The sequence below is a fragment of the Intestinirhabdus alba genome, from assembly GCF_009711095.1.
Lineage (GTDB): Bacteria > Pseudomonadota > Gammaproteobacteria > Enterobacterales > Enterobacteriaceae > Intestinirhabdus > Intestinirhabdus alba.
On record NZ_WMJZ01000011.1, the window covers coordinates 1 to 16269 of the forward strand.

Below are 16269 nucleotides of genomic sequence, written 5' to 3' on the forward strand. Positions count from 1 at the left end.
CGGCCGCTGAAATGCTCCACGTCCAGGGCTGAAGCGCAGGACGGAATATCCAGCCGGTAGCGGTTCAGGCTGCCGCTGACTACGTTTTGCATAGCTTCCGTCAGGTTCATTGATACACTCCTTATATCGTCAGTCAGGCCAGGGCAGGCGATGAGGGTTCGGTAAGCGTCCGGGGCCGGTTTACCGTTTTTCAGGGACGCTACCGCCAGTCGCTGTAGACCAAAGCGCATCAGGTCAGGATCTGGATTAGCGGATCCTTTACTCAGCGACGCCGGACAACGCGGAAAATTTTTCCGCCCTCGTCATGGTTATATTTATCGGTACTATTATTTGCCGTTACTCAATAAATTTTTAATATCTGTTTTCGGGTAACACTGGTCGAAAAAATTCGGCGGTATTTATTGCGCCAGCCAGAAACAGCGATATATACCCGTCATACTTCAAGTTGCCTGTGCGTTGGCTTTATTCGGCCCAGGGGCCTCACCCTGAAGGGTCGCTTTATTTATGGAGACGAATACTAATTATTTTGCCTTCAACGGCTATCACCCGGCGTGCGGCCCGCCTCAGCGATAATAGAACATTACCTCCCTAAAGGGAAATGCACGGCTACACTAAAAAATAACAGCGCTCCGACCGTTGCTACAGGAAATAATCGGCGTCCGCCGGCTATATTCAGCGGATATAACTTATTCAGTCAGCAAAAAAAGCGTATCCGCCAGGTAAATAATCTTTCAGCCTCGTATAGCGTGCAGCAGCGGCAAATTACATTAACCAGTAAAATAAAGAGGGCAGGAAAATAATACGGCTTCCGCAACCCCTCGCCGTTTACGGCGGGGAGCAGCCACCTCGTTGCTAATTATGGCGACGATAACCACGGCGGACTTGTCCACTGGCAGACACACGGCACAAATTTTCTTATCCATCGCAACCTCTGAAGACAAAAAGCCGCTGACGGGCGACTTGTTATGGGGGCAGCCCGGTGCGCTGGCGTGAGCCGTTCGTAGAAGTTTAAAGCTGCCGAAGAATAGTTCCTGGCGGCTTATCAGGATAACGGCGTCGCGGCAGCCGGCCCTGTATACCGCCTGGGGCGGTTTATCAGAGCGAAGGGGCCAGCGTCAGGGAGCAGATGCATAAAAAAAGGCCCCTGTTGAAATGGTAGGGGCCTGGTACGAGCAAGCATCATATTGGGCGACATGATGCAACGGTAAAATCAGCTGGCCGGACGCCGCCTGATGATGGCCTTCATGGGGCCACCTCTGCGCCCTCTACCAGGTGGCGGGAATACTCATCCGCCCGCCCGTCGCCGGACATCGACAGCTCCGGATGCGGTAGCGCCTCGGTGAGTCGAGCCGCCTGGCCGCAGAGCGGTGCACTTCCTGCACGCCCGCCGCAAGCAGGCGCGGCAGATTCGCTGCGCGAACCCCGGAACCGGCCATAATGATTGGAGCCTCTCCCCGGGCAATTAGTTCCATAATTATTGTTATACCCGTCATACTTCAAGTTGCATGTGCGTTGGCTTTATTCGGCCCAAGGGCCTCACCCTGAAGGGCCGCCGCCAGCGGCGTTCAAATCGGCTAAGCCGATTTGTCCTCGCTCACCCCAGTCACTTACTCCAGTAAGCTCCCGGGGACTAATGAGAGACATCCCTGTCTCTCACCAGAGGCAGCCTGCGGCTGTTCAAATTCGTTCCTGACGAATTTGTCACTGCGTCGCCGCGTGATTCGGCCTGAAGGCCTCACCCCTTCGGGGCCAGCCCCGGGGCTGTTCAAAACGCGCTGCGTTTTGTCCTGCAACTCGAATTATTTAGGGTATAAGCCCTCTACGGCATCGGCTCTTTGCCCGGAGGTCAGCCCCCGCACGACGCCCGTTCGCTGGTCACGATGTCGGCAATCGACCACGGGTGAAACTTAACGGTGACCTTACCGTCGGTCACCGCGAGGGTCGGGTTCGCCAGGCGTTCCCCCACCCCCTTCGGCGAACGGGTTTTCACCGAGATCCCCGGCTGGCAAAGCCCCTCATCGGCAAGCAGGGCCAGCGCTCTGGCGTTGAGGGTCTCCGGCTCCCCCGGCAGGACAATCTCAATATGCTCCCAGCCCTCGTGCGGGTAGCGCTTCTCTCCCGGCCAGGGCAGCTCGACAATACTTATCCGCCAGTGGGCCACGCGGACCGGCTCATGCAGCCTGAACAGGCAGATGGGCCTGCCGTTAATGAGGTTTTCAGACAGCAGCGCCCCGCAGCGTTCAAGCCCGCGACGCCAGCGTTCGGCGGTCGCGTTCTGATGGCAGCGCAGGGAAATATGATCCGCCTCCAGCGGCGCGATATCGAGGGCCAGGCGTTCGGTAAGCGCCGTCAGCGCCTGGGTGAATCGCGGCAAATCCGCGGAAATATCGTGTAGTTCATCAATGGTTTGCCAGTTCGCCATAGTCAATGCTCTTATCGGTGGTCAGGCCCGCTAATTTACCGCGTCGCCGGGCGTCAACCAACCGCAATTCTCCGGGACGTCGCCCGGCGCGCGGTGCTGACGGCAACGGGCATTTGCAGTATACTCGCGGCCTAAATTCTTAAACTGGCGCGGTGAAGGTCAACCCGCAGCATAAACGTAAGGTATTCCGGTGAATATTCAGGCACTTCTCTCAGAAAAAGTCAGTCAGGCCATGATTGCGGCAGGCGCGCCTGCCGACTGCGAGCCGCAGGTTCGTCAGTCAGCAAAAGTTCAGTTCGGCAACTATCAGGCTAACGGCATGATGGCGGTAGCCAAAAAACTGGGCATGGCCCCGCGACAGCTGGCTGAGCAGGTGCTGACTCATCTGGATCTCAGCGGCATCGCCAGTAAAGTGGAGATCGCCGGTCCGGGCTTTATCAATATTTTTCTTGACCCGGCGTTTCTGGCCGAACAGGTGCAGCAGGCGCTGGCCTGCGAACGGCTGGGCGTGGCGAAGCCCGCGCCGCAGACCGTGGTGGTCGACTACTCCGCGCCGAACGTGGCGAAAGAGATGCACGTTGGCCATCTGCGCTCCACCATCATCGGCGACGCCGCGGTGCGTACGCTGGAGTTTCTTGGCCATCGCGTGATCCGCGCCAACCACGTCGGCGACTGGGGCACCCAGTTCGGCATGTTGATCGCCTGGCTGGAAAAACAGCAGCAGGAGAACGCCGGTGACATGGCGCTGGCGGATCTGGAAGGCTTCTACCGCGACGCCAAAAAGCACTATGACGAAGATGAAGTCTTCGCCGAACGCGCGCGTAACTACGTGGTGAAGCTGCAGGGCGGCGACCCCTACTTCCTTGAGATGTGGCGCAGGCTGGTGGACATCACCATGACCCAGAACCAGATCACCTACGATCGTCTGAACGTCACCCTCACCCGGGACGACGTAATGGGTGAAAGCCTGTATAACCCGATGCTGCCGGGGATTGTCGCCGACCTGAAGGCCAAAGGCCTGGCGGTGGAGAGCGACGGTGCCACCGTGGTATTCCTTGAGGAATTCCGCAATAAGGAGGGCGAGCCGATGGGGGTCATCGTGCAGAAGCGGGACGGCGGCTACCTGTACACCACCACCGATATCGCCTGCGCCCGCTACCGCTATGAAACCCTGCACGCGGATCGCGTGCTCTACTACATCGACTCCCGCCAGCACCAGCACCTGATGCAGGCGTGGACCATCGTGCGCAAGGCGGGCTACGTGCCGGACTCCGTACCGCTGGAGCACCACATGTTCGGCATGATGCTCGGCAAAGACGGTAAGCCGTTTAAGACACGCGCCGGCGGCACGGTGAAGCTGGCCGACCTGCTGGACGAAGCGCTGGAGCGCGCCCGCCGTCTGGTGGCGGAGAAGAACCCGGATATGCCCGCCGACGAGCTGGAAAAACTGGCCAACGCCGTGGGCATCGGCGCGGTGAAGTATGCGGATCTCTCCAAAAACCGCACCACCGACTATGTCTTCGACTGGGACAACATGCTGGCCTTTGAGGGCAACACCGCCCCCTATATGCAGTATGCCTACACCCGCGTGCTCTCCGTGTTCCGCAAGGCGCAGGTTGACGAAAGCGCCCTCGCCGCGGCGCAGGTGGTTATCCGCGACGAGCGCGAGGCGCAGCTGGCGGCCCGCCTGCTGCAGTTTGAAGAGACGCTCACCGTAGTCGCCCGCGAAGGCACCCCGCACGTGATGTGCGCCTGGCTGTACGATCTGGCGGGCCTCTTCTCCGGCTTTTATGAACACTGCCCGATCCTCAGCGCCGAAAGCGAAGAGGTGCGCAACAGCCGCCTGAAGCTGGCGCAGCTGACGGCGAAGACCCTGAAGCTGGGTCTCGACACGCTGGGTATTGAAACCGTAGAGCGCATGTAGCTCGCCGCGATAAGCAGCGAAGCCTGGGTCCGTACCCGGGCTTCAGATTGCTGACAAAGAGGGAAAAAACGTGGTTTTTCCCTCTTTGTGGTTAGCAGCCGAAAATCAATGAATTGATTTTCCTTGTTTATTTTTGTGGTGATTATGGCCGACCGAGTTCGGCCTGGGGTTTATCATCAGTCTCAGCCTGGGCCCGTACCCGGGCCTTTTTTGCTTTCGCCGGACGCCGCCGTCAGGGTCAGTAGTAGTTACGCAGGTACTCCGTCAGGCACAGAATCGCCATCGCCTGGCCGTACGGCATGGCGGTGAGCGGGATGTTGCGGTAGAAGTCGAGATTGTGGCCCATGCCGGTGCCAAACGAGGTCTGCAGCAGCTCCCCCTGGGGCGAAATATGCGCCACGATGCCCCGGACCGCCCTTTCCGCCACCGCCGCACAGGTCGGGCTGACGTAGCGCTTGCGCACCGCCTTCAGAATGCCGTAGGCGAACCCCGCCGTGGCGGACGCTTCGAGGTAAGAGTCGGGATCGTCGAGCAGCGTATGCCACAGCCCGCTCTCGTCCTGGCAGGCGGCCAGCGCGGCGACCTGCGCGTTCAGTACCTGCACCAGGTAGCGGCGCACCGCGCTCCCCTCCGGCAGATCCACCAGCTCCAGGAAATCCGGGATCGCGATGGTCAGCCAGCTGTTGCCGCGCGCCCAGCGGGCGTTGGCGAAGTTATGCCGCTCGTCGTCGCTCCAGCCGTGAAACCAGAGGCCGGTTTTCCGGTCCATCAGGTTCTGCACGTGCAGCAGAAACTGCCAGATCGCCTCCTCCACGTACTCCGGGCGGTTGAGCAGCTTACCGATTTTCGCCAGCGGCAGCACCGTCATCATCAGGGTGTCATCCCACATCTGCTGCCTGTTCTCTTCGGCCAGGGTAATGTGCTGCATACCGCCGCAGCGGGTGCGCGGCATCTCATACATCGCCCACTCCGCCCAGCTCTCCAGCCACGGCAGGTAGGCCGGATTGCGCGTCTCCTCATAGCGATACGCCAGGGTCAGAAACGGTGCCATCGTGTTGACGTTTTTGGTGGTAGCCCCCTCGGCGAAGCGATCGGCGAACCAGCCGTCGACGATCTCGCGCATCGTCACGTCGCCGGTCTGGCGGTAATACTGATACATTCCGTACAGGCCGACGCCGTGGGTCCACTCCCAGCCGGCCCAGCCTTTGGTGTCGATGACCCGACCGTCGTCCAGCCGCAGCAAAAACTGGCCGGTCTCATCACGAATAGCAACCAGACTGCCCGTTATCGTCTGGATCAGATCCTTTAACGCCTCCCGGGAAATAAAGCGCTCCGGCTGACGTAATAGCGGGCTATGTTTGACGGGCCAGACTTTCATAGTATTAACCTCTGTTCAGTGTCGAATTCAGCGCCGGAACGTGCTCAAGAGACGGCGCGGCGGGTTTGTTGCGGTTCAGATAGCCGATGTTGTTGTTACCCCAAAGCGATTCGTACGGCATACCGGTCAGCATCTCAACGGTGGCCCGGGCCTGCGGGGTGATGTCCGGCATCGCCCGATCCGACTCGCGCATTCTGGCGGTCTCTTCACACAGGGTGCGGTGGGTCTGTAGATTCAGCTTAAAGCGCAGGGAAATAAGGAAGCCGCAGGCCAGCACGATGAGCGTGCCGCAGCTCAGGATCAGCAGAATGGTGTGGCTGACCGCCTCAGGCTGCGTGCTCTGACCCGAGACAAAGCCGGAGGTCTGCATCACGATCCCCACCAGCATCACCGCGCCGGCCTGGGAAGCTTTGCGGGTCAGGGTCATGATCCCGGCGAAGATCCCCTCCCGGCGCTGTCCGGTGATCGCTTCATCCACGTCGGCGATATAGGTGTAGGTATTCCACGGCACATAGTTGATGCCCCCGCGTCCCAGCCCGGCCGCCGCAGAGACCAGCAGCAGCAGCGCATAAACATCGCTCAGCCCGGCGTACCACAGCAGCGCGTAAGAGAGCGAGCTGAGGCCAAACAGCACCACTACCATCCGGTACGACGGCGCTGGTCCAAAACGGATGCATAGCGGAATCATGGCGATGGCCGCGATAAACTGGAAGATGGCCATGGTGCCCAGCAGATTTGACGCCACGGAAGCCTCCTGCATCAAGACGAACACCACATACCAGGTAAAAACGGCGTTAAAGACGTCCTGAGCGATATAGCCGCCGAGGTACATGCCCAGGTGCTGGCGGAAGATACGGATGCGCAGGGTGGAGCTAAGCTCAACGGTAAGCCGACGCATACTCTGGCTAAAGCTCAGGCTTTTCTTCTGCTCCTCGGCGCGCAGCGCGGCCCCGGACCACGCCTCGCGCGGGCGCTCCCAGGTGAAACACCAGACGAAAACCAGCATCAGGGCGCACAGCACCGAAAACACCAGGCTGGCGTAAAAAAAGGAGATCGGGTTGTTCTTTCCGAAGGCGGTCAGCAGGATCCCCGGCAGGAACGAGGCGAGAATCGCCGACATCTGCGCCATAGAAATGCGCGCCCCGGAGAATTTCGTTTTCTGTTTGAAATCGTCGGTCATTTCCGGCACCAGCGTCTCGTACGGCACCAGGATCATGGTGTAGACCATATCAAACGCCAGATAGGTCAGCAGATAGTACCAGAAGCTCATGTCGCCGACCCACATCAGCGAGTAGCTGAAGACGCAGGGAATACCCAGCAGAATAAAGAACTTTCGCCGTCCGAAACGCCTGCCCAGCCGGGTGGAACCGAAGTTATCGGTCAGAAAGCCCATCAGCGGGCTGATCGCCGCATCCAGCACCCGGGCGGCGGCAAAAATAAAGGTTGCCTCGATCGGCGTCAGCCCACAGAAGGTGGTATAGAAATAGAGAAGCCATGCTGCGGTAAGCGCGGTGGTGCCCGCACCCAGAAAGTCGCCTGAACCATAGGCTAAATAGTTCACCAGGCCAATTTTTCGTGTTTTCATCGCCGTTCACCCTGCAAATGGTTGGGGAACTCCCGACCTGTTGGCATCGCCAAAGGGAGTGGTTATACCCGTCATACTTCAAGCTGCATGTACGTTGGCTACGCTCACTCACCCCGGTCACATAGTTCACTATGCTCCCGGGGATTCGCTCGCTTGCCGCCTTCATGCAACTCGAATTATTTAGGGTATACACGGCCACAGTAAGAGCTTACACAATGCGAAACCTTGCCATTTTTGCCACCTCTTTTTCCCGGCTGGCAAAAATGCAAAGGGTCCGGCAACGGGTGTCACTGATTTATAAAACAGTGTTTCTTGTTAATTAAAAGGAAGGGTCAAAAATTAGAAGGGCGGCGCTTTTCGCCGCCGCCCGGGCTGGCGGGAGGTCGGTTACCGGTAGTTGACAATCACCTCGTTGCGCTGCACCTTCAGCGCCGGAATCAGCCGACCGCCGCCCGGCACCTCCCAGATAAAGCGCAGCGGCTCGGCGGCGGGCACGTTGTTAAAGCCCATGGTGGTGCCGCTCTGGCCGTCCAGCTCCACGCAGCGGGCCAGGGAACAGAGGCGCGCCCGCAGGCCGGCGGGGGTCGGGCCGTTCAGCTCATAGCGCCAGGCCACCAGCGTCATCAGCCCGGAGACCGGCTGGCCGGGAGCCAGCGGCGAAGAGGAGATGGACTCGCCGCGGTGGTTAAGCGTAATGCCAATGCTGCTGGCCTGCCACGCCCCCTCCCCGGCCGCCATCGCCGCCAGCGGAATCAGCAACAGCCAAAGTAAATAACGCACTATTTATCTCCCACGATCGAGGTCATACGAATATGACAGTTATCGGAAAGCTCCATGTTCGACAGCACCACCAGCTGGGGCAAACTGCGGCGCAGGAAGCGTGAAAGCAGCGGGCGTAGGGCATGGTTGACCAGCAGCACCGGCGGCGCGCCGTGCATCTCCTGGCGCGACAGGGCCTCCTGGGTCTGGGCCAGCAGGCGATCCGCCAGCCCCGGCTCCAGCCCGCCGCCGCCCTGCAGCGCCTGCAGCAGCAGACGCTCCAGCGCCATATCAAGGCCGATGACCTGCACCTCGTCGCTGCCGGGGAACCACTGCTGGGTAATGGCCCGGCCCAGCGCCACGCGCACCACGGCGGTCAGCTCATGGGGATCGTTCTGCAGCGGCGCATGTTCGGCAAGGGTCTCAAGGATGGTGCGCATATCGCGAATCGGCACCTTCTCATCGAGCAGGTTTTGCAACACCTTATGCAGGGTGGTGAGCGTCACCACGCCCGGCACCAGATCCTCCGTCAGCTTCGGCATCTCCTGGGATACGCGATCCAGCAGCTGCTGCGCCTCCTGGCGGCCAAACAGCTCGGCGGCGAACCGGCCGATCAGATGGTTCAGGTGGGTGGCGACCACGGTGCTGGCCTCCACCACGGTGAACCCCTGGACCTGCGCCTGCTCTTTCAGCGCGCTCTCGATCCAGACGGCCTCAAGGCCAAAGGCGGGATCGGTAGTCCGCTCCCCCGGCAGCGTACCCGAGGCGGTGCCGGGATTGATCGCCAGCCAGCGCCCCGGCCAGGCGTCGCCGCTGCCGATCTCCACCCCTTTCATCAGGATGCGGTAGTGGGCGGGCTGCAGATCCATATTGTCGCGGATATGCACCACCGGCGGCAGAAAGCCCATCTCCTGGGCGAACTTTTTACGAATGCTGCGGATACGCCCCAGCAGTTCGCCGTCCTGTTGAAAATCCACCATCGGGATCAGGCGGTAGCCCACCTCCATTCCCAGCGAATCCTCCAGCTGAACGTCGTTCCAGGTCGCCTCCACCACCGGGCTGGTTTCCGGCACTTTTGCCGCCTGCGGTTCGGCGGGTGCCTTCTGTTCGCGCCCGCGCAGCCACCAGGCCAGCCCCAGCAGGGCGGCGGTAAACAGCAGAAACACCAGATTCGGCATCCCCGGCACCAGGCCCAGCAGGCCAAGCACCCCGGCGCTGAGCAGCATCACGCTCGGGTTGCTGAACAGCTGGCCGACCATCTGTTCACCGACGTCCTGATCGGTGCTGACGCGGGTAACGATAACCCCCGCCGCGGTGGAGATCACCAGCGCCGGGATCTGCGCCACCAGGCCGTCGCCGATGGTCAGCAGGGTGTAGCTTTCCGCCGCGCTTCCCATGCTCATACCGTGCTGCAGCACGCCCACCAGCAGGCCGCCCACCACGTTGATCACCATAATCAGGATCCCGGCGATGGCGTCGCCGCGCACAAACTTACTGGCACCGTCCATCGAGCCGTAGAAGTCCGCCTCCTGGGTCACCTCGGCGCGGCGTTTTTTGGCCTCGTCCTCGCCGATCAGCCCGGCGTTCAGGTCGGCGTCAATCGCCATCTGCTTGCCGGGCATTCCGTCGAGCACAAAGCGCGCCCCCACCTCGGCGATACGCCCGGCCCCCTTGGTAATGACCATAAAGTTGATGATGACGAGAATAATGAACACCACGATGCCGATGGCGAAGTTGCCGCCGACCAGGAAGTGGCCGAACGCCTCGACCACCTTGCCCGCCGCCGCGCCGCCGGTGTGGCCTTCCATCAGAATAATGCGCGTTGAGGCGACGTTAAGCGCCAGCCGCAGCAGAGTGGTAAACAGCAGGATGGTCGGAAAGGCGGCAAATTCCAGCGTGCGCTGGGTGAACATCGCCACCAGCAGCACCATCAGCGACAGCACGATATTGAAGGTAAACAGCAGGTCGAGGATAAAGGCCGGCAGCGGCAGCACCATCATCGACAGGATCAGCAGAATAAGGATCGGCCCGGCAAGGATCTGCCATTGCGTGGTTTTCAGGTTGCCGGGCAGGCGCAGCATCGTCACCAGATTAGCCATCAGTTTTCTTCTCGTTCATAAAATCCAGCGCCTCGGGCACCGGAAGATTTGCAGGTTTCGGGGGAGGCTGGCCGCCGGCGAGCCGCCAGCGTTTAAGCTGCCATACCCAGGCCAGCACCTCCGCCACGGCGGCGTACAGTTGGCCGGGGATCTGTTGTCCAATTTCAGCGTGCCGGTAGAGCGCGCGCGCCAGCGGCGGCGCTTCAAGGGTCGGCACCTTATGTCCGGCGGCGATTTCGCGAATGCGCAGCGCCACCCTGCCCGACCCTTTAGCCAGCACCTTCGGCGCGCTCATTTTGTTTTCGTCATACTGTAGCGCCACCGCGTAGTGGGTCGGGTTGGTGACGATAACGTCGGCTTTCGGCACGTCCGCCATCATCCGACGACTCGCCGCCGCGCGCTGCATCTGGCGAATGCGCCCCTTAACGTGCGGATCGCCTTCGCTCTGCTTGAACTCATCGCGGATGTCCTGACGCGACATGCGCAGCTTCTTTATATGGCTGAAAAGCTGAAAGAAGACGTCGAATCCCACCATCGGGAGCATCCCCATCACCACCAGCAGGGCGCACAGCCCGATCAGGTCAAGGGCGTTGCCCATGGCTTCCCTCGGCGGCTGCGCCATCAGGCGCATCATCTCCGGCCAGCGGCTCCAGAGATAAAAACCCACCACGCTGCCCACCAGCGTCGATTTGAGCACCGCCTTCAGCAGCTCCGCGCCGGTCTGGGCGGAGAACATCCGCTTGATGCCCGGCAGCGGGTTAAGCTTAGAGAATTTAGGCTGCAGCGATTTACCGCTGAACAGCAGCCCACCGAGCAGCGTCGGGGCGATCAGCGCCACCAGCACCACGCCGGTAATCAGCGGCAGCAGCGCCATCATCGCCCCTTTCAGCAGCAGGATTATCTGCCCAAGGATCAGATTCGGATCGTTGACCATCCGGTGATCAAAGCGCAGCCCGGCCGATAGCATCCCGGAGAGCCGTCGGGCCAGCGCATCGCCACCAAACCAGATGATGCATACCCCCACCAGCAGGATCAGCATGGAGGTCAGCTCTCTGGAGCGGGGGATCTGCCCCTCCTCACGCGCTTTTTCAAGTCGGTGGGGGGTGGGGGCTTCCGTTTTGTCGTCGCTCTCTTCAGACACGCAGCAGACTCCGGATACTCAGACGGAGAGAAATGATGCCAGAACGCCGCCCGGACAATGGGGCGAGTAAGCGCTAAAAAGGGCGGGGTTTATGGCGTTAAGGAGGCCGCCGGTGCGGATTTGGGCAACTTTTACCCGGCGGTTTACGCTGTATGGCCGTTCGGTCGGGAAACCGCCGCCTTTGGCAAGGCGGCGGCTGGTTCAGAATCCCAGGCTGTCCAGCAGGTCGTCCACCTGATCCTGGCTGGCGACCACGCCGGCCTTCGCGGTGTTCACCTGCGGGCCGTTAAGCAGGCTGTCGTTTTCGCGCTTCTGCCGCGCCCCCTGCTCCGGCATGTTCTCCAGCAGCACCATCAGCAGCTGACGCTCGATCTCCTGGATCACGTCCATCATCCGCTTAATGACCTGACCGGTCAGATCCTGGAAATCCTGCGCCATCATAATGTCGAGCAGCTGGGCGTTGGTGAAGCTGGTGTGCTCCGGCACCTCCCGAAGGAAGTTCCGCGTATCGGTCACCAGCTCGCGGGCGTCCGCCAGCTCGATGGGGTTTTCAAACCACTCGTCCCAGCGCCCGGAGAGCGCTTTGGCCCCTTTTTCCATTTCATCCTGGTGCGGCTGTGAAGCCTCCACGCTGTTCAGCGCCCGCTCCGCCGCCTGCGCCGTCATCTGCACCACGTAGTCCAGACGATCCCGCGCGTCCGGGATCGCCTCCGCCGCTTCGGCGATGGCCTGGTCCAGCCCCAGCTCGCGCAGGCTGTCCCGCAGCATTCGGGTCAGGCTGCCGATGCGCGCGATAATATCCCCGGCTGAATGTTCATCAGCGGGCTTGATGGATGGTTGCATCATCGTCATGCCCTCACATGCCTAATTTTTCAAAGATTTTACCCAGCTTCTCTTCCAGAATCGCCGCGGTGAACGGTTTGACGACGTAGCCGCTGGCCCCCGCCTGCGCCGCAGCGATAATGTTCTCTTTTTTCGCCTCCGCCGTTACCATCAGCACCGGCAGCGAGGCCATTGCGCCATCGGCGCGAATGGTTTTCAGCAGCTCCAGGCCATCCATATTCGGCATGTTCCAGTCGGAAATCACAAAGCCAAAGCCTCCGGCCTGCAGCTTGTTGAGCGCGTCAACGCCGTCTTCAGCCTCCTCAACGTTATTGAATCCCAGCTCCTTTAACAGATTGCGCACAATGCGACGCATGGTGGAAAAGTCATCCACGACCAAAAATTTAAGCTCTTTATCCGCCATTTAGTATTACTCCTGATTCAAATGCGTATTGCCTGTCCGGCACTGATTTTCGCCAGCATCTGCTGGCTTACCTGGCTGAGATCGACCACTTCGTTTACGCCACCCATATTGATGGCCTCACGCGGCATGCCGAACACCACACAACTTGCTTCATTTTGCGCAATACACCAGGCCCCCGCCTGATGCATGGCCAGCATCCCGGCCGCGCCGTCGTTGCCCATCCCCGTGAGGATCACCCCCACGGCGTTGCGCCCGGCATATTTCGCTACCGAATGAAACAGCACGTCGACCGACGGCCGGTGCCGGTTAACCGGCGGGCCGTCGTGGATCTTGATCTGATAGTTCGCCCCGCTGCGCGCCAGCTCCATATGCCTGTCGCCGGGGGCGATATAGGCATGGCCCGGCAATACCCGCTCCCCGTCCTCCGCCTCTTTTACGCTAATCTGGCAGAGCTTGTTGAGCCGCTCGGCAAAGGAGCGGGTAAAGCCGGGCGGCATATGCTGGGTAATGATCACCGCCGGGCTGGAGAGCGGCAGCGGCTGCAGCACGTGGCGAATCGCCTCGGTGCCGCCGGTGGAGGCCCCGATGGCAATCAGCTTTTCGGAGCTGAGCAGCGGCCCGGCCTTCAGCGTCGCCGGGACCGGGGTAGGCTTATGGGCGCTCACCCTGGCGCGCGACGCGGTGCGCACCTTCTCGGCGATGGTTTCGCTGTAGGCCAGCATCCCTTCGCGAATGCCCAGCTGCGGCTTGGTGACGAAATCGACCGCCCCCAGCTCCAGCGCCCGCAGGGTGACCTCCGAACCTTTCCCGGTCAGTGATGAGACCATTACCACCGACATCGGGCGCAGGCGCATCAGCTTCTCAAGAAAGTCCAGTCCGTCCATTCTGGGCATCTCAACGTCGAGCGTTAGCACGTCCGGGTTAAATTTTTTGATTAAATCCCGGGCGACCAACGGATCGGGCGCGGTCGCGACCATTTCCATATCGCTGTGGCTGTTAATTATCTCCGTCATGATCTGGCGCATCAGCGCCGAATCATCCACCGACAACACCCTGATTTTTCTCATGCTTTATCCTTACTTAGCGTATATACCGTCTGTCCGCGGAGGCTAAATTCGCGCACGAGGTTGCTAAAGTTCTCTGAATGGCCGGCAAACAAAATGCCATCAGGCCTGAGGAGAGGAACGAAACGACGCAGGATCTCCTGCTGTGTCGTCCTGTCGAAGTAGATCATGACGTTGCGGCAGAAAATAGCGTCGAACGGCCCCGGCACGTTGTACTGCTTATCCAGCAGATTCACGGAGGAGAACTCCACGTGGCTCGCCAGCTCCTGGCGCACCCGCACCAGCCCCTCGTGCGGGCCGGTGCCGCGCATGAAGTAGCGCTGTAGCTGTTGCTGCGACAACGTTTTCAGCTCATCAAGGCGGTAAATTCCGCTGCGGGCCTTCTCCAGCACTTCGGTATCGATATCGCTGGCGAAAACCTTCCAGCGGCCCGGTGCCAGGCCGAGCGTATCGGCAAGGGTAATGGCGATGCTGTAAGGCTCCTCCCCGGTTGAGGCGGCCGCGCTCCAGACGCGGTACTCGCCGCCGCGTCGCCGGGCGTGATCCGCCAGCACCGGAAAGTGGTGAGCCTCGCGAAAGAACGCGGTCAGGTTGGTGGTCAGGGCGTTGATAAACGCCTGCCATTCCGCGCTGTTCGGGTTGGCTTCCAGCATACCGAGGTAGCGGCCAAAGTCGTCCAGCTCCAGGGTGCGCAGGCGGCGAACCAGGCGGTTATACACCATGTCCCGCTTGTGGTCCGCCAGCACAAGCCCTGCACGCTGGTAGATGAGCTGACAAATTCGACGAAAATGCGCGTCGGACAGCGCAAGGCGCTGGGTCATCTGGATTAGTAATGACGTTTGCCCATCGGGCAGAGTTGATGTCATAGCGCTTTCTTTATTCCATTCAGGGTATAACCGACGCCGCCCCTTGCGGCGTCGACAGGTGTGTTATTCCAGTCCATTGTGTTTTAAACGCGCCATCAGAAGCTTTCCCAATCCTCCTCCCGCGCGGCGCTTTGCGGTGCCGGCTGCGGCTTTACCGTCCGCTGGCGTGAAGCCAGCGGCGCTGCCGATTGCGGCGCGGCTGCCTGCGGTGGTGAAACCAGGCGGAACGCCGATACCGCCATGGTCAGGCGGCTGGCCTGCTCCTCCAGCGCGGCGGCGGCGGCGGCCGACTCCTGCACCAGCGAAGCGTTCTGTTGAGTGACGCGATCCATCTCCGAAACCGCCAGCGCCACCTGGTCAATACCGCGGCTCTGCTCATCGGAGGCGGAGGCGATCTCGCCCATAATGTCGGTGACGCGGGTCACCGCGTTGACGATATCCGTCATCGTCTCCCCGGCGCTCTCCACCTGCGAGGAGCCGGTGTCGACGCGGGCGACGGAGTCTTCAATTAAGGTTTTGATCTCTTTTGCCGCCTGGGCGCTGCGGCTTGCCAGATTGCGCACCTCGCCAGCCACCACGGCGAACCCACGCCCCTGCTCTCCGGCGCGCGCCGCTTCAACCGCCGCGTTCAGCGCCAGGATATTGGTCTGGAAGGCGATGCCGTCGATGACGCTGGTGATGTCGGCGATTTTTTTGGAGCTGTCGGCAATTTCATGCATGGTTTTCACCACCCCGTCGACCACCTCGCCGCCGTGGCGGGCGGTATCGGAGGCGCTCTGCGCCAGCTGCGAGGCCTGCCGCGCGTTATCGGCGTTCTGCTTCACGGTGGCGGTCAGCTGTTCCATGCTGGCGGCGGTCTCTTCAAGAGCCGACGCCTGCTGCTCGGTGCGGGAGGAGAGATCGGTGTTGCCGGCGGCGATTTCGCTGGTGCCGGCGTAGATGGCGTCTGAGCCTTCCCGCACCTGGGTGACGGTTTCAATCAGCGAGCGCTGCATATGGGACACGCTGAACGCCAGCTCGCCAATTTCATTGCGTCCGGTAATGTTCAGCGAGTTGGTCAGGTTGCCGCCGGCAATCTCCCGGATATGCGCAATGACGCGCGACAGGGGGTTAAGCAGGGCTTTGCGTAGCCCAAACCAGACCACCAGCAGCACCGTCACCAGCACCACGACCAGCACGCCCAGCAGCCACTCGGCGAAATGGTAATCCTCCACGCTTTCGTCAAACGCCTGGCGATACAGTTTTTCGCTCATGTCGGCGTAGTGGTTTAAGGCTTCGCTGAGGGCATCCTGCATTTTCTGGGTTGGCTGGGCGAAAAAGGCGTCCATATTGCCTTTATCCAGGAACTGGATCAGCTCGGCCAGCGCCGCATGGTACAGCCGATATGTCTCCTTCACCCTGGCGTTGCCCTCCGCCATCTCCGGCTGTGGGGTGTGCGTATTAAAAATGGCGTAGTGGCGCGCCGCCTGATCCAGCGTCTTTTTCGCCTGGTTCAGCAGGTCGTCCTTCGCGCTGCTCTGCTTGTTGGTCGTATCCATCATCATCCGTGCCGATGAACGACTCAGGTTGACGCGCGTCTGCAGCATCATTTCCCACATTAATATCAGCTCGCTCTGCTGCTGACGTATTTCGCTGGCCGAAATAAAGATGTTCTGGTTTTTATGAAGCGAAGAGAATAACAGCCCGCCGGAAATCAGCTGCATCAGGGCAAAAGTTCCAAGCACTATCATCAGCAGAGTGACGACACGGATACGATTAAACATAGGGCACCTTTCTGAAAACGAA

The 16269-nt window shown here is 60.6% G+C and carries 12 protein-coding genes and 2 pseudogenes; 1 reads left to right on the top strand and 13 read right to left on the bottom strand.

Going from position 1 to position 16269, the window contains the following annotated elements:
• From GJV78_RS24120 to GJV78_RS09530, 3 genes and pseudogenes are all read right to left on the bottom strand, one after another.
• Positions 1-110: pseudogene (locus GJV78_RS24120) on the bottom strand (type VI secretion system tip protein VgrG); the annotation flags it as partial.
• A 1100-nt stretch (positions 111-1210) separates the two neighbouring features.
• Positions 1211-1487 (bottom strand): annotated as a pseudogene (locus GJV78_RS09525) (copper homeostasis protein CutC); the annotation flags it as partial.
• Between the two features lie 359 nt (positions 1488-1846).
• The gene (locus GJV78_RS09530; protein ID WP_155108126.1) at positions 1847-2422 is read right to left on the bottom strand and encodes a VOC family protein; all 576 of its coding nucleotides are present in this window, start codon (positions 2420-2422) and stop codon (positions 1847-1849) included.
• 190 nt (positions 2423-2612) lie between these two features.
• On the opposite strand from GJV78_RS09530, the gene argS reads away from it, so the two are divergent.
• Positions 2613-4346 carry an arginine--tRNA ligase gene (argS, locus tag GJV78_RS09535; protein WP_167519482.1) on the top strand — a complete coding sequence of 578 codons (1734 nt, stop codon included), beginning with the start codon at positions 2613-2615 and terminating at the stop codon, positions 4344-4346.
• A 238-nt stretch (positions 4347-4584) separates the two neighbouring features.
• Here the strand turns inward: argS and bglB are convergent, their stop codons facing one another.
• The 10 genes from bglB to tar all read right to left on the bottom strand — a co-directional run bounded on the left by bglB (position 4585) and on the right by tar (position 16247).
• Positions 4585-5724, bottom strand: coding sequence for a beta-galactosidase BglB (gene bglB / locus GJV78_RS09540; RefSeq protein ID WP_155108127.1), 1140 nt, complete (start codon positions 5722-5724; stop codon positions 4585-4587).
• Positions 5725-5728: 4 nt separating this feature from the next.
• Positions 5729-7309 (bottom strand): MFS transporter, encoded by a 1581-nt coding sequence (locus GJV78_RS09545; RefSeq protein ID WP_155108128.1) that lies wholly within the window; start codon positions 7307-7309, stop codon positions 5729-5731.
• Positions 7310-7696: 387 nt separating this feature from the next.
• Positions 7697-8092 carry a flagellar protein FlhE gene (gene flhE, locus GJV78_RS09550; RefSeq protein ID WP_330998797.1) on the bottom strand — a complete coding sequence of 132 codons (396 nt, stop codon included), beginning with the start codon at positions 8090-8092 and terminating at the stop codon, positions 7697-7699.
• Entirely contained in the window at positions 8089-10167 is a 2079-nt protein-coding gene (flhA, locus tag GJV78_RS09555) for a flagellar biosynthesis protein FlhA (protein WP_155108129.1), read from the bottom strand. Before flhA ends, flhE begins: the two co-directional genes overlap by 4 nt.
• Positions 10160-11308, bottom strand: coding sequence for a flagellar biosynthesis protein FlhB (gene flhB / locus GJV78_RS09560; protein WP_167519484.1), 1149 nt, complete (start codon positions 11306-11308; stop codon positions 10160-10162). The genes flhA and flhB overlap by 8 nt, the downstream gene beginning before the upstream one ends.
• A gap of 201 nt (positions 11309-11509) precedes the next feature.
• Entirely contained in the window at positions 11510-12154 is a 645-nt protein-coding gene (cheZ, locus tag GJV78_RS09565; RefSeq protein ID WP_155108130.1) for a protein phosphatase CheZ, read from the bottom strand.
• A gap of 10 nt (positions 12155-12164) precedes the next feature.
• Positions 12165-12554 (bottom strand): chemotaxis response regulator CheY, encoded by a 390-nt coding sequence (gene cheY, locus GJV78_RS09570; RefSeq protein WP_155108131.1) that lies wholly within the window; start codon positions 12552-12554, stop codon positions 12165-12167.
• 17 nt (positions 12555-12571) lie between these two features.
• Positions 12572-13621 carry a protein-glutamate methylesterase/protein-glutamine glutaminase gene (locus tag GJV78_RS09575; RefSeq protein ID WP_155108132.1) on the bottom strand — a complete coding sequence of 350 codons (1050 nt, stop codon included), beginning with the start codon at positions 13619-13621 and terminating at the stop codon, positions 12572-12574.
• Positions 13618-14484: a protein-glutamate O-methyltransferase CheR gene (cheR, locus tag GJV78_RS09580; protein WP_155108133.1), complete on the bottom strand. Its 867-nt coding sequence runs from the start codon at positions 14482-14484 to the stop codon at positions 13618-13620. The genes GJV78_RS09575 and cheR overlap by 4 nt, the downstream gene beginning before the upstream one ends.
• 95 nt (positions 14485-14579) lie before the next feature.
• Entirely contained in the window at positions 14580-16247 is a 1668-nt protein-coding gene (gene tar / locus GJV78_RS09585) for a methyl-accepting chemotaxis protein II (RefSeq protein ID WP_155108134.1), read from the bottom strand.
• Positions 16248-16269 lie beyond the last annotated feature (22 nt).

Bases quoted from the DNA above. Each gene is read 5' to 3' on its own strand.
- GJV78_RS09530 (WP_155108126.1), bottom strand. From the start codon at position 2,422: ATGGCGAACTGGCAAACCATTGATGAACTACACGATATTTCCGCGGAT.
- bglB (WP_155108127.1), bottom strand. From the start codon at position 5,724: ATGAAAGTCTGGCCCGTCAAACATAGCCCGCTATTACGTCAGCCGGAG.
- GJV78_RS09545 (WP_155108128.1), bottom strand. From the start codon at position 7,309: ATGAAAACACGAAAAATTGGCCTGGTGAACTATTTAGCCTATGGTTCA.
- flhA (WP_155108129.1), bottom strand. From the start codon at position 10,167: ATGGCTAATCTGGTGACGATGCTGCGCCTGCCCGGCAACCTGAAAACC.
- cheZ (WP_155108130.1), bottom strand. From the start codon at position 12,154: ATGATGCAACCATCCATCAAGCCCGCTGATGAACATTCAGCCGGGGAT.
- cheY (WP_155108131.1), bottom strand. From the start codon at position 12,554: ATGGCGGATAAAGAGCTTAAATTTTTGGTCGTGGATGACTTTTCCACC.
- GJV78_RS09575 (WP_155108132.1), bottom strand. From the start codon at position 13,621: ATGAGAAAAATCAGGGTGTTGTCGGTGGATGATTCGGCGCTGATGCGC.
- cheR (WP_155108133.1), bottom strand. From the start codon at position 14,484: ATGACATCAACTCTGCCCGATGGGCAAACGTCATTACTAATCCAGATG.
- tar (WP_155108134.1), bottom strand. From the start codon at position 16,247: ATGTTTAATCGTATCCGTGTCGTCACTCTGCTGATGATAGTGCTTGGA.